Raw genomic sequence first — 13,075 nt, 5'->3', positions numbered from 1 at the left:
GTCGAAAGCAGTTCAGGGCAAGGGCGGCTTGGGCAGGCGTGTCTCCCCCGGTTCGAGTTTCAGTTCGACATCGAGACGGAAGCCGCCGCCATCGACCGGCTCAAAATCGCGCAGCAGCGAGCCGACGGCGCCAAACGCCGCGTCGCTGAAGGCAAAGGGATCCAGGGCATCGAAGATCTGCGTGGTCAGCACCTTGTGCCCTGGTGCGATGGCGATGAAGTGAAGATGGGCCGGGCGCATGTGGTCGCGGTTCTGCAGGGCCAGGAGGTCGCCGCAGGGGCCGTCGATCGGGACGCCATAGCCTGAGGGCCGCACGCTCTCGAACCAGAAGCGCCCGTCGGCATCGGTCTCGAACGCGGCACGCAGGTTCATGTCCTCCTGGTGTTCGTCCTGGTTCTCGTACAGGCCGCTTGGCGCCGCCTGCCACGTCTCGACGCGCGCGCCGGCGATCGGCGTGCCGTCGATCGACACGACGCGTCCCTGGACGAACAGCGGATCGCCCGTGGTGTCCGGGGTTGCGATGTGCGCGCCGTTGGCGCGAACCGGCTGGTTCGCGCGCCAGAACGGGCCGATTAGCGCGGGTTCGGTGCCGCCCGCTGCAAGCACGGCCTTGGCATCCATCAGAAGCACCAGTGTGGCAAGTCCGAGAATATCCGCCAGCAAGATGCCCTCGTGCTTTTTCGGTCCGGTGGCCTGGCCGATGCGGACCATGAAGTCCAGGCCATGGTGGAGTTCCTCATAGGTCAGTTGGACCTCTGACGCGAAGGCGTGCGCATGCCGGATAAGCGCATCAAGAATGGTCCTGGTGCGCGGGTCGTGTGTCCCGGAATTCGCTTTGAGCACGGCGTTCAGCAGTGCCTCGGGGGTGGCTGGAATCGATTGCGCGTTTGATGCGGATGGCGCGAGCGCGCTTTCTGCGGAGGCAGATGTCATGATGGTCGGCTCCTGATGATTGAAAGAGTGGTTGTTGCCTGGCGAGGAGACGGACATTGGCGCCCGGTCTCAGTCGCTCTGGATACGTGCCTTGGTCGCGACGTCGGCCCAGCGCGGGACATCTTCCGCGACCCGGGCAGCGAGTTCTGTGGGCTGGCACGCCACGGCCTCGAAGCCGAGATCGCGCGCCTGTTGCCGCACTTCGCTGCTCGGCAGGATGCGACGGATCTCGGCGTACAGGTGGCGGCTCGGGTGCGCCTGCCGGAGCAAACAGCGCCTGTATGGTCTCGGAACGATAGCCCGGAAAGCCGGACTCGGCCAAGGTCGGAATCTGCGGCAGCCCAGGCCAGCGCCGAAGGCTACCGGGCGCAAGCACCCTGAGCGACCCCGCGGCCGTCTTCAGTCTGCGGCGCGGTGTTCCGCCTTGTCCGCTTCCGTTTCCGTGATGTAGCCGTCCTTGCCATAGACAAGACCGGTGGCCTCGGCTGCCTTCACTACGTCCGGGTGCCAGGCGATGCGGCCGCACTCCTCGTCGGTGCCGCCGACCACCGAGTACACGACCAGGGCGTGGTCGTTAGGGTTGCGGAACCCTCTCATCACGCCGATCGGGCAGGAGATCACATCCCACTGGTTCAGCATCAGCGAGTACTGGCCCTTCTCGCCCCAGATGACTTCCATCTGGCCATTCAACGGGCAGAACACTTCCTCGGTCTTGTGCGCGTGCAGGCTGGCGCCTTGCCCGACCGGGATTTCGATGAAGGTCACGCCGAAGCGGTGGTTACCCGGAATCGCCGGCTCGACGCCTTTGTTCTCGAGCACGCCGCGGTTCATGATCTTGTAGATGTTCTTCTTCATGCCGGGCAGGCGGCTTTCGATGAAGGTCTCACCGTAAGGTTTGACCTTGCCCCAGCGCGCGATGCGGGTGGCTTCCATTTCCTGAGGAGTGGGATCCATGCTGATTCCTTGGTGCAATGAAGTTGGGAGAACGGAAGGGCGATTGCCTTCTGTCCGTGCAACTTTAAGAAGCGCTCAGTGATTAATCCATTACCATTTTTCTCGCGACTCGATAACATTTCGGTATCGAGAACTTGCGAGGCTTCGATACTTTGTCGTGAGGGTATCCTGCCGGCCGATGGAATCCTCTCCCTTCAGGGAGTGGCCTGCTGCTTCAGCTTTCCGCGTTGCCGCGCGCCAGCCGCGCGGCGGCGCGCAGGCTGCGCACGATGCGGTCGAAGGTGGCGGCTCGCGCCTCGTCGGTGCGCTGGCGCAAAGCGAACGACGGGTGGTAGGTGGCGATGACAAGCCGCCCCTCGTGCTCGACTGGCGTCTCCATCATTCCAGCCAGCGACACGCTCTTGCGGCCCAGCACCGCACGAGCCGCGGTGGCGCCAAGCGCGACCACGACCCTGGGCCCGACTTTCTCCAGTTCGCGCTCCAGCCACAAATTGCAGGCCTCGATCTCCTGCTGCGCCGGTGACTTGTGCAGCCGGCGCTTGCCGCGCCATTCGAACTTGAAGTGCTTGACCGCATTGGTCATGAAGAGCTTGTCGCGGTCCAGCCCCGCGCTCGCCAGTGCTTCGTCCAGCAGGTGCCCGGCCGGGCCGACGAAGGGGGAGCCCTGCAGGTCTTCCTGCGCCCCCGGCTGCTCGCCGACCAGCATGATGCGCGCATGGGTGGCGCCGGCGCCGGGCACGCCCTGGGTGGCATTGCGCCACAACGGGCAACGCCGGCATTGGTTCAGCTCGTCGCGGCTGACGGGCAGCTTCCTGTGCTCGGGCATGGCGGCACGGCGCGCTGTGCTGCTGTCGCTCTCATCCGGTGGCAGCTTCGGTCGCCGATTCTTCAGCGTCGGCCATGGCCGCGGATGCCGCATGGGGCTGTGCGCCTGGCTCGGCGGCGCGGATGCGCAGCACGGTCTGGCGTGAAGTGCTGAAGCGCCGCGCGGTCTCGCTCACCGAATTGCCAGCGGCCAGCGCGTTCAGGATCGCATGGCGCTGTTCAGGCGTGTGCTTGGGCGGACGGCCCACCTGACGTCCCATGGCCTTGGCCGCGGCCAGGCTCTCGCGCACGCGCACGCTGCGGGCGGCGCCTTCCAGCGCGGCGACCGCACGCAGCACCTCGACCGCCTCCGGCGGCGTGGCGCTGGCCAGGTCGTCACGGGACAGCTGCACGCAATACAACGCCACCCCCAGCAGGCGGAAGCGCCGGATGGTGGCCAGCACCTCGGGCACGCTCCAGCCCAGGCTGCACAGCCGCAGCGACACGACCGAGTCGGCCGGCTGCACCTGGTGCTGCAGCGCGCGCAGGCGCGGGCGCTGCAGCGCGGGCACTGACGCGGGCTCTTCTTCCCAGAAGGCATGGCGCGCATCTACGCCATAGCCGGCCTCGCGCGCGGCTTGCAATTCGTCCATCATGGCCGGCTGGCCATCGGCACAATTGGAGTAGAGGAATGAGGTCGGCATGGCGGTGATGAACGGCGCGGATGCGCCGTCCGGTATCGGTTGCATTTCGGACAGGGATACTCCTGTTTCGGCTTACTGCGCCACGCCGCAAATTTCATGCCGCGCTTGCCACGCACAGAGCAAAGGTGAGGGGGCTCCCAAGGCACGGTATGCAGGCAAATGAAGCCGCGGCAAGCCTGGTCCGACCGACGCGGCGCTGCGGGCACAATTACAAGGCTTCGCGCAGGAATTGCAACGACGGGCAGGTGCGCTGCCTGCGCTGGGGCGGGCACGGAATCTGCGTTCTCCCCAGCGCAAAGCCGGAGCGCCGGAAAATCCCACCAGGAGAAAACCGTGGACAAGTCGAAGATTCCCGCAGACCAGGCCCAGGCCCTCGGCGCATTGATGGACGACCATCGCGCTGTCAAGAAGCAGTTCAAGGCGTTCAAGGACACTGAAGATCGCGACGAGAAGCAGGCGATCGCGCTGGAGGTGTGCAACCAGCTCACGGTGCACGCCACCATCGAGGAGGAGATCTTCTATCCGGCGCTGCGCGGCGTCAGCGACGAGATCGACGACCTGCTGGACGAGGCCGAGGTCGAGCACCAGGTGGCGAAGGACCTGATCGCTGCGATCGAGGAGGATCCGGCCGGCGACAAGCTCGAGGCCAACTACACGGTGCTGTCAGAATACGTCGCCCACCATATCGAGGAAGAGGAGGGCGAGCTGTTCAAGAACGCGATCAAGGAAAAGGTCAACCTGCGCGACGTGGCACAGGCCATGGCGGCGCGCAAGGAAGAACTGATGCGCGAGACCGCTTGACGCGCCTGCGCCCGGGCCAGGCCGGGCGCGGCTCTTCAGCGGATTTGAAGGAGTCGCACAATGCGGCGCGTCCCGCGCCCGCGGGCGGGGCGTTACCATCATGCGGTCGTCACCCGCCGTACCGCAACTGCCCCATGACCTTTGTCGTGACGGATGCCTGCATCCAGTGCCGCCATACCGATTGCGTCGAAGTCTGCCCGATGTCGTGCTTCCACGAAGGGCCCAACTTCCTCGCCATCGACCCCGACCAGTGCATCGATTGCTCGATGTGCGTGCCGCTGTGCCCGGCCGGCGCGATCTACTCGGAGCATGACCTGCCCGAGGACCAGCGCCATTTCATTGCCCTCAATGCCGAACTGTCGCGGCGCGCTGACTGGCTGCCGTTGCTCAAGGCCAAGGGGCCGATCCCCGGCCATGAGCAATGGGCCGGCCATCCTGACCGCCTCTCGTTGCTGGAGCGCTAGCGCGCCTCAGCGAAATCCGGGAACGCTTCTTCCAGCGTCAGCACGGTGCCGGTGAGCGTGCCGTCGTAGCCGGGCAGTGCATTGACGCGCTGACGGAAGGCTTCGCTGGTAAGCGCGTCCACCGCGCCGGCCAGTGCCGCGCTGCGCAGCTTGGCGCGCTCGATCGCAAAGAAGTAGCGCTCCTTGATCACCGGCACGAACGCCAGCCCGAAGCGCCGCGCCGCGGTTTCCACGCCAAAGCCCACGTCGGCCATGCCGCTGCCGATATACGCGGCCACCGCGGCGTGGGTGAATTCACCGTTGCTGTAGCCCTCGATGCGGGCCGTGTCGATGCCGCGCGCGGCCAGCATCAGGTCCAGCAGCAGGCGCGTGCCCGAGCCCACCTGGCGGTTGACGAAGCGCACCTCGCGCCGGGTCAGGTCTTCCAGCGTGTGGATGCCAAGCGGGTTGTCCGGCCGCACGAACAGTCCCTGGCTGCGCACCGCCAGGTGCACCAGGCAGTGGGTGTCCGGTTTGAGCCAGGTGGTGAAATGCCGCCACATGCCGTGCTCGAACTCGCCCACCGGCACATGGAAGCCGGCGATATCGCAGGCGCCTTCGGCCAGTGCCGCCACGGCCTCGACGCTGCCGCAGTACTTCAGGTCGTGCCGCACCTGCTGCTCGTCGAGGAAGTCGCGCAGCGCCGCCACCGCGAAGCCGTGGCTGGCATGCAGCCGCGCCGTGGCTTCGGGCTGGTCCATCAGCTTCTTCAACTCGATCTCCAGCTCGGACGCCAGGCTGTCGAGCGTCGGCGACAGCCGCGCGCCGATCCGCTTGCTGGCCCACACCAACTGCTGCGCCAGCGGCGTCAGCGCGCTGCCGCGCCCGCGGGTCTTGTCGATCAGCGGGCCGCCGAACAGCGCCTCGGCATCGCGCAGGATGCCCCAGGCGTAGCGGTAGGACAGCGATACCGCCTGTGCCGAGTGGCTGATGCTGCCGGATTCCTCGATGTGGCCGAGCAGGGCCACTAGCCGGGACACGTCGAGGGCGTCGCCACCGGGGCTGGCGTCGTCCCGGATCTGCAGGTGCGGGTGGATCGAGATGCGGATCATATGTAGAAAATAGCTTATTGAAGGGCCGCTGTCACTCTCATATAGTCCTTCAAACGGGAAAAAACGGCGACGCCACAGCCCGTAAATAGGAAAAAAATAGCATATAAGAGGCCGCGCTGCCGATCTGCGCAACGCCTCACAGGAGACGCTATGCCAGAAATTTCCCCCCACGCACCGGCATCCGCCGACGCCACGCGCATCGCCGCCATCGTGGCGGCACGCCAGGACATGCCGGGCGCCTTGCTGCCGATCCTGCATGAGATCCAGGACACACAGGGTTATATCCCCGACGCCGCCGTGCCCGTGATTGCCCGCGCGCTGAACCTGTCGCGCGCCGAGGTGCACGGCGTGATCACCTTCTACCACCACTTCCGCCAGCAGCCGGCCGGGCGCCATGTGGTGCAGGTCTGCCGCGCCGAAGCGTGCCAGTCGGTCGGCGCCGAAGCGCTGGTCGCGCATGCGCAGCGCGCACTTGGCTGTGGCTTCCATGAAACCACCGCGGACGGGCAGGTGACGCTGGAGCCGGTTTATTGCCTGGGCCAGTGCGCCTGCGGCCCGGCGGTGATGGTCGGCGAGCAACTGCACGGCTATGTCGATGCCAAACGCTTCGACGCGCTGGTGCGCTCGCTGCGCGAGTCGTCCGCGGAAAAGACCACGGAAGCCGCGGAGGCACAGGCATGATCACGATCACCACCATCTTCGTGCCGCGCGATTCCACCGCGCTGGCGCTGGGCGCCGACGACGTGGCCCGCGCCATCGCGCGTGAGGCCGCGGCGCGCAACCAGCACGTGCGCATTGTGCGCAATGGCTCGCGCGGCATGTTCTGGCTGGAGCCGCTGGTCGAGGTGCAGACCGGAGCCGGCCGCGTGGCCTATGGCCCGGTCAGCGCCGCAGACGTGCCGGAACTATTCGACGCCGGCTTGCTGCAAGGCGGCGAGCACGCGCTGTCGCAGGGCGTCACCGACGAAATCCCCTTCCTGAAGCAGCAGGAGCGCCTGACCTTCGCCCGCGTCGGCATCACCGATCCGCTGTCGCTGGACGACTACCGCGCGCATGAGGGCTTTGCCGGCCTGGAGCGCGCGCTGGCGATGCAGCCCGCCGAGATCGTGCAGGAGGTCACCGACTCCGGCCTGCGCGGCCGCGGCGGCGCGGCGTTCCCGACCGGCATCAAGTGGAAGACCGTGCTGGGCGCACAGTCCGCGGTCAAGTACATCGTCTGCAATGCTGATGAAGGCGACTCGGGCACGTTCTCCGACCGCATGGTGATGGAAGACGACCCGTTCATGCTGATCGAAGGCATGACCATCGCCGCGCTGGCGGTGGGTGCGGAGCAGGGCTACATCTACTGCCGTTCCGAATATCCGCACGCGATTGCCGTGCTGGAAAGCGCGATCGGCATCGCCAACGCCGCCGGCTGGCTCGGCGACGATATCCGCGGCAGCGGCAAGCGCTTTCACCTGGAAGTGCGCAAGGGCGCCGGCGCCTATGTCTGCGGCGAGGAAACCGCGCTGCTGGAAAGCCTGGAAGGACGGCGCGGCGTGGTGCGCGCCAAGCCGCCGCTGCCGGCGCTGCAGGGGCTGTTCGGCAAGCCCACGGTGATCAACAACGTGATCTCGCTGGCCACCGTGCCGGTGATCCTGGCGCGCGGCGCGCAGTACTACCGCGACTACGGCATGGGCCGCTCGCGCGGCACGCTGCCGTTCCAGCTGGCCGGCAACATCAAGCAGGGCGGACTGGTGGAGAAGGCGTTCGGCGTCACGCTGCGCGAGCTGCTGGTCGACTACGGCGGCGGCACGCGCAGCGGCCGCGCCATCCGCGCGGTGCAGGTGGGCGGGCCGCTGGGCGCGTACCTGCCCGAGTCGCGCTTCGACGTGCCGCTGGACTATGAAGCCTATGCCGCGTTCGGCGGCGTGGTCGGCCACGGCGGCATCGTGGTGTTCGATGAAACCGTCGACATGGCAAAGCAGGCCCGCTACGCGATGGAGTTCTGCGCGATCGAATCGTGCGGCAAGTGCACCCCGTGCCGGATCGGCTCGACCCGCGGCGTCGAAGTGATGGACCGCATCATCGCCGGCGAGCAGCCGGTCAAGCACATAGCGCTGGTGCGCGACCTGTGCGACACCATGCTCAACGGCTCGCTGTGCGCGATGGGCGGCATGACCCCGTACCCGGTGCTGTCCGCGCTGAATGAATTCCCCGAGGACTTCGGCCTCGCCTCCAACCCAGCCAAGGCCGCCTGAGCCAGGTCCAGCAGAGACACGGGAGACAAACCGCCATGAATGCCCGCAACGAGATCGATTTCGGCACGCCCGCCAGCCCATCCACCGAACTGGTCACCCTGGAGGTCGATGGCGTCAGCGTCACCGTACCCGCCGGCACCTCGGTGATGCGCGCCGCGATGGAAGCGCAGATCGCCGTCCCCAAGCTGTGCGCCACCGACAGCCTCGAAGCCTTCGGCTCGTGCCGGCTCTGCCTGGTCGAGATCGAAGGGCGCCGCGGCTATCCGGCATCGTGCACCACGCCGGTCGAAGCCGGCATGAAGGTCAAGACCCAGAGCGACAAGCTGGCCGACCTGCGCCGCGGCGTGATGGAGCTGTATATCTCCGACCACCCGCTCGATTGCCTGACCTGCCCGACCAACGGCAACTGCGAGCTGCAGGACATGGCCGGCGTGGTCGGCCTGCGCGAAGTGCGCTACAACGACGGCGGCCCGGAAGCTGCGCCGATCGCGACGCACACGCAGATGAAGAAGGACGAATCCAATCCTTACTTCACCTACGATCCGTCCAAGTGCATCGTCTGCAACCGCTGCGTGCGCGCCTGCGAGGAAACGCAGGGCACCTTCGCCCTGACCATCAGCGGCCGCGGCTTCGATTCCCGCGTCTCGCCCGGCACCAGCCAGTCGTTCATGGAATCGGACTGCGTCTCGTGCGGCGCCTGCGTGCAGGCGTGCCCGACCGCGACGCTGACCGAGACCTCGGTGATCAAGTTCGGCCAGCCCTCGCACAGCACCGTGACCACCTGTGCCTATTGCGGCGTGGGCTGTTCGTTCAAGGCCGAGATGAAGGGCAATGAAGTGGTGCGCATGGTGCCGTACAAGGACGGCAAGGCCAATGAAGGCCACGCCTGCGTCAAGGGCCGCTTTGCCTGGGGCTACGCCACGCACAAGGACCGCATCCTCAAGCCGATGATCCGCGCGAGGATCACCGATCCGTGGCGCGAGGTGTCGTGGGAAGAGGCGATCGACTATGCCGCGTCGCAGTTCAAGCGTATCCAGGCCGAGCACGGCAAGGACTCCATCGGCGGCATCGTGTCGTCGCGCTGCACCAATGAAGAGGGCTACCTGGTGCAGAAGCTGGTGCGCGCAGCCTTCGGCAACAACAACGTCGACACCTGCGCGCGCGTGTGCCATTCGCCGACCGGCTACGGCCTGAAGCAGACCCTCGGCGAATCGGCCGGCACGCAGACCTTCAAGTCGGTGGAGAAGGCCGACGTGATCATGGTGATCGGTGCCAACCCGACCGACGGCCACCCGGTCTTTGCGTCGCGCATGAAGAAGCGCCTGCGCGCCGGCGCCAGGCTGATCGTGGTCGATCCGCGCCGCATCGACCTGGTCGACTCCCCGCATATCCGTGCCGACTATCACCTGCAACTGCGCCCGGGCACCAACGTGGCGCTGGTGACCTCGCTGGCGCACGTGATCGTCACCGAAGGCCTGCTCAACGAAGCCTTCATCGCCGAGCGCTGCGAGGACCGCGCCTTCCAGCAATGGCGCGATTTCGTCTCGCTGCCGGAGAACTCGCCGGAGGCGATGGAAAGCGTGACTGGCATTCCGGCGGAACAGCTGCGCGGTGCCGCACGCCTGTATGCCACCGGCGGCAACGCTGCGATCTACTACGGCCTGGGCGTGACCGAGCATGCGCAAGGCTCCACCACCGTGATGGGCATTGCCAACCTTGCCATGGCAACCGGCAATATCGGCCGCGAAGGCGTGGGCGTGAACCCCCTGCGCGGACAGAACAACGTGCAGGGCTCGTGCGATATCGGTTCGTTCCCGCATGAGCTGCCGGGCTATCGCCACGTGTCGGACTCGACCACGCGCGGCCTGTTCGAAGCCGCGTGGAATGTCGAGATCAGCCCCGAGCCGGGCCTGCGCATCCCCAATATGTTTGAAGCCGCGCTGGCCGGCAGCTTCAAGGGTCTGTACTGCCAGGGCGAGGACATCGTCCAGTCCGACCCGAACACGCAGCACGTGTCCGAGGCGCTGTCGTCGATGGAATGCATCGTGGTGCAGGACATCTTCCTGAACGAGACCGCCAAGTACGCGCACGTGTTCCTGCCGGGCTCTTCCTTCCTGGAAAAGGACGGCACCTTCACCAACGCCGAGCGCCGCATCTCGCGCGTGCGCAAGGTGATGCCGCCCAAGGCGCGCTATGCCGACTGGGAAGCCACCATCCTGCTGGCCAATGCGCTGGGCTACCCGATGGACTACAAGCATCCGTCGGAGATCATGGACGAGATCGCGCGCCTGACGCCGACCTTCGCAGGTGTCAGCTACAAGCGCCTGGACCAGCTCGGCAGCATCCAGTGGCCGTGCAACGCCGAGGCGCCGGAAGGCACGCCGACCATGCATATCGACACCTTCGTGCGCGGCAAGGGCAAGTTCATCATCACCAAGTACGTGCCCACCACCGAGAAGATCACGCGCGCCTTCCCGCTGATCCTGACCACCGGCCGCATCCTGTCGCAGTACAACGTCGGCGCGCAGACGCGCCGTACCGACAACGTCTACTGGCATGCCGAGGACCGGCTCGAGATCCATCCGCACGATGCCGAGGAGCGCGGCATCAAGGACGGCGACTGGGTCGGGGTGCAGAGCCGTGCCGGCGACACGGTGCTGCGCGCGATCGTCAGCGAGCGCATGCAGCCGGGCGTGGTCTACACTACCTTCCACTTTCCGGAATCCGGCGCCAACGTGATCACCACCGACAACTCCGACTGGGCCACCAACTGCCCGGAGTACAAGGTGACCGCGGTGCAGGTGCTGCCGGTGGCGCAGCCGTCGGCGTGGCAGCGGGAGTACCAGGAGTTCAACGCCCAGCAGCTGCAACTGCTGGAAGCCGCCAGCGCCGACCCGGCGCAGGCCGTACGCTGAGCGGAGGGGCCACGCCATGATGCGCTGCATGCAGTCACCGGAGGTGCATCCGGCCGCGGCCGGAGACGCCGAGCCGCCCACTCACAGCACCTTCGCCGTCAGCCGCTGGCGCCGCGGCGAGCTGATGCTGAGCCCCGATGAAGTGGCCGAGGAGGTGCCGGTCGCGCTGGTGTACAACGGCATCTCGCACGCGGTGATGCTGGCGACGCCGGCCGACCTGGAGGACTTCGCACTCGGCTTCAGCCTGAGCGAAGGCATCGTCGCGAGTGCCAGGGATGTCTATGACATCGAAATCGACACGCGCGAGGAAGGCATCGCGGTGCAGCTGGAGATCGCATCGGAAGCCTTCATGCGGCTCAAGGACCGCCGCCGCTCGCTGGCCGGGCGCACCGGCTGCGGACTGTGCGGCACCGAATCGCTGGAACAGGTGATGCGCCTGCCGGCACCGGTGCGCAGCGATGCCAGCTTCCATACCGACGTGATCCAGGCCGCGTTCGTGCAACTGCAACTGCGGCAGGAATTGCAGCAACACACGGGTGCGACGCACGCTGCCGCATGGCTGCGTGCCGATGGCCATGTATCACTGGTGCGTGAAGACGTGGGCCGCCACAACGCGCTGGACAAGCTGGCGGGCGCGCTTGCCCGCAGTGGCGAGGACATCTCCAGCGGCGCGGTGCTGGTGACCAGCCGCGCCAGCTATGAAATGGTGCTGAAGACCGCCGCCATCGGCGCCGGCGTGCTCGCCGCGGTATCCGCACCGACGGCGCTGGCCGTGCGGCTTGCCGAACAAGCCAGCATCACCCTGGCCGGCTTCGTGCGCGCCGGCGCGCACGTGGTCTATGCCCATCCCACACGTCTGCAGCACGAAGCGAGCCTGGCATGAAGATCGACAACCTCATCACCATGGCCAACCAGATCGGCAGCTTCTTCGAGGCCATGCCGGATCGGGAAGAGGCCGTCTCTGATATTGCAGGGCATATCAAGCGGTTTTGGGAGCCGCGCATGCGCAAGGCCTTGCTGGGGCATGTGGATGCCGAGGCAGGGAGCGGACTGCTGGACATCGTGCGCGAGGCGTTGGGGCGCCATCGGGCGATGCTGGAGTAGCTTGCAGGCCGGTTGCCGCTATGTGTCCTGCGCCCAGCGCTCCACCAGATCCGCAGGGATCGCCTGGAACACTTCATCGAAGCGCTTGCCGGTCAGCCGCTCGGCTTGCCTGAGCAGCAGTGCCACCGGGCTGCTGGGTTCGTGGAACTCGAACCATTGACGCGCGGCGCGGATGGCGGCCAGGGCGGCATCGCGATCCCGCGGTTTGCAGCCGTCTGCGTGCACGGCGGTTGCGGCAGGGGAAAGACCGCCGGCAGCATCGCCGCATGAAGGAGCAGCGACTGGCGCGGCCGTTGGTGCGGCGACCTGCGCTGGCGGGGCGGTTGCGACAGTGCTCTTCATCAAGCCAAGCAGCCTGAGCAGCGGGCTCAAGTCGGGGCTGTCCTGCCGGAGGTTGGCTTTTGCCCAAGCGTCAATGGCCGCTGCTTGGGCCGCGGCCTCGTCGAGTGCCGTGAGGGCGGGGCTGTTCTGCTGGCGCAGATCCTGCATTTGTTGTCGCACCGATTCCGGCGCCAGGGCGTCCGCGGGCCGCGGCACGCCGAGCGAACGCTCGACGTCGCGGATCTGCAGCCGGAGCGCCGCGTTGCCAGTGATCGTCAGCTCCCGCACGTCCCGCATCAGCCCCTCCGGGTCGGTCAGCGCGGCCAGCGCATTGGCGCGCATCGCGGGATCGGTTTCGCCATCGACGCATAACTGCGGATGGACGGCATCGGGCCATTTTGCCAGCAGCCGCGCCATGGCCGCGAGTCCGTCGCGCAGGCCGCTTGCCTGGCCTAGCCGGGTACGGCAGCGCAGCAACAGCGCCAGGATGCGGATGTCGCGCGTGCGCAGCAGCAGGCGCCGGCAGTCGCGCTCCAGATCCGCCCAGTTGATGGCCTCGGGCTCACTGACGAAGTTGCCGTACTGCGCGTCGGGCTTCGGCGCCGCCTTGGCCAGCAGCACGACGAACTCAGGGTCGTATTCCAGGTCGTCACCGCATGGCCTGTCGGGTGCGACAGGTTCCAGCAGTTCCGGGAAGGGAAAGTCAGGTCTTGGCACCGGTACGGCCTTGGCTTTGGCATTCAT

General features: G+C 66.8%; 14 protein-coding genes. 7 read left to right on the top strand and 7 right to left on the bottom strand.

Annotated features, from left to right (window positions below; all coding sequences use genetic code 11):
- Positions 1-12: 12 nt before the first annotated feature.
- The 5 genes from AC3WLF_RS05355 to AC3WLF_RS05335 all read right to left on the bottom strand — a co-directional run bounded on the left by AC3WLF_RS05355 (position 13) and on the right by AC3WLF_RS05335 (position 3,440).
- Entirely contained in the window at positions 13-933 is a 921-nt protein-coding gene (locus tag AC3WLF_RS05355) for a dioxygenase family protein (RefSeq protein ID WP_492317592.1), read from the bottom strand.
- A 69-nt stretch (positions 934-1,002) separates the two neighbouring features.
- Entirely contained in the window at positions 1,003-1,203 is a 201-nt protein-coding gene (locus tag AC3WLF_RS05350) for a hypothetical protein (protein ID WP_492317591.1), read from the bottom strand.
- A gap of 129 nt (positions 1,204-1,332) precedes the next feature.
- Positions 1,333-1,887, bottom strand: coding sequence for a cupin domain-containing protein (locus AC3WLF_RS05345; protein ID WP_011614618.1), 555 nt, complete (start codon positions 1,885-1,887; stop codon positions 1,333-1,335).
- Between the two features lie 214 nt (positions 1,888-2,101).
- Positions 2,102-2,713, bottom strand: coding sequence for a UdgX family uracil-DNA binding protein (locus AC3WLF_RS05340; protein WP_492317590.1), 612 nt, complete (start codon positions 2,711-2,713; stop codon positions 2,102-2,104).
- Positions 2,714-2,744: 31 nt separating this feature from the next.
- The gene (locus tag AC3WLF_RS05335; protein WP_492317589.1) at positions 2,745-3,440 is read right to left on the bottom strand and encodes a recombinase family protein; all 696 of its coding nucleotides are present in this window, start codon (positions 3,438-3,440) and stop codon (positions 2,745-2,747) included.
- Between the two features lie 288 nt (positions 3,441-3,728).
- On the opposite strand from AC3WLF_RS05335, the gene AC3WLF_RS05330 reads away from it, so the two are divergent.
- Both AC3WLF_RS05330 and fdxA read left to right on the top strand, forming a co-directional pair.
- Positions 3,729-4,196 carry a hemerythrin domain-containing protein gene (locus tag AC3WLF_RS05330; protein WP_492317588.1) on the top strand — a complete coding sequence of 156 codons (468 nt, stop codon included), beginning with the start codon at positions 3,729-3,731 and terminating at the stop codon, positions 4,194-4,196.
- A 134-nt stretch (positions 4,197-4,330) separates the two neighbouring features.
- Positions 4,331-4,660: a ferredoxin FdxA gene (fdxA, locus tag AC3WLF_RS05325; RefSeq protein ID WP_492317587.1), complete on the top strand. Its 330-nt coding sequence runs from the start codon at positions 4,331-4,333 to the stop codon at positions 4,658-4,660.
- On the opposite strand, the gene AC3WLF_RS05320 is transcribed toward fdxA, so the two are convergent.
- Entirely contained in the window at positions 4,657-5,751 is a 1,095-nt protein-coding gene (locus AC3WLF_RS05320) for a substrate-binding domain-containing protein (RefSeq protein ID WP_492352247.1), read from the bottom strand. The genes fdxA and AC3WLF_RS05320 overlap by 4 nt on opposite strands.
- Before the next feature lie 150 nt (positions 5,752-5,901).
- On the opposite strand from AC3WLF_RS05320, the gene AC3WLF_RS05315 reads away from it, so the two are divergent.
- Genes AC3WLF_RS05315 through AC3WLF_RS05295 form a run of 5 tightly spaced genes read left to right on the top strand, consistent with a single transcriptional unit; the run spans position 5,902 to position 12,010 of the window.
- A complete protein-coding gene (locus AC3WLF_RS05315) occupies positions 5,902-6,432 on the top strand; it encodes a formate dehydrogenase subunit gamma (protein ID WP_492317585.1) in 531 nt (176 codons plus the stop codon).
- Entirely contained in the window at positions 6,429-7,991 is a 1,563-nt protein-coding gene (locus AC3WLF_RS05310; RefSeq protein WP_492352248.1) for a formate dehydrogenase beta subunit, read from the top strand. Before AC3WLF_RS05315 ends, AC3WLF_RS05310 begins: the two co-directional genes overlap by 4 nt.
- 35 nt (positions 7,992-8,026) lie before the next feature.
- Positions 8,027-10,906: a formate dehydrogenase subunit alpha gene (gene fdhF / locus AC3WLF_RS05305; RefSeq protein ID WP_492352249.1), complete on the top strand. Its 2,880-nt coding sequence runs from the start codon at positions 8,027-8,029 to the stop codon at positions 10,904-10,906.
- Between the two features lie 16 nt (positions 10,907-10,922).
- Positions 10,923-11,789, top strand: a complete 867-nt coding sequence (fdhD, locus tag AC3WLF_RS05300; RefSeq protein ID WP_492357919.1) for a formate dehydrogenase accessory sulfurtransferase FdhD — start codon at positions 10,923-10,925, stop codon at positions 11,787-11,789.
- Positions 11,786-12,010 carry a formate dehydrogenase subunit delta gene (locus tag AC3WLF_RS05295; protein WP_010811246.1) on the top strand — a complete coding sequence of 75 codons (225 nt, stop codon included), beginning with the start codon at positions 11,786-11,788 and terminating at the stop codon, positions 12,008-12,010. The genes fdhD and AC3WLF_RS05295 overlap by 4 nt, the downstream gene beginning before the upstream one ends.
- 18 nt (positions 12,011-12,028) lie before the next feature.
- Here AC3WLF_RS05295 and tssA read toward each other — a convergent pair whose 3' ends face one another.
- A complete protein-coding gene (tssA, locus tag AC3WLF_RS05290) occupies positions 12,029-13,075 on the bottom strand; it encodes a type VI secretion system protein TssA (protein WP_492357918.1) in 1,047 nt (348 codons plus the stop codon).

Source organism: Cupriavidus sp. FW306-01-F10A, assembly GCF_058782785.1.
Note: the sequence above shows the minus strand (reverse complement) of the source record. Positions and strands in the feature narration are given on the sequence as shown.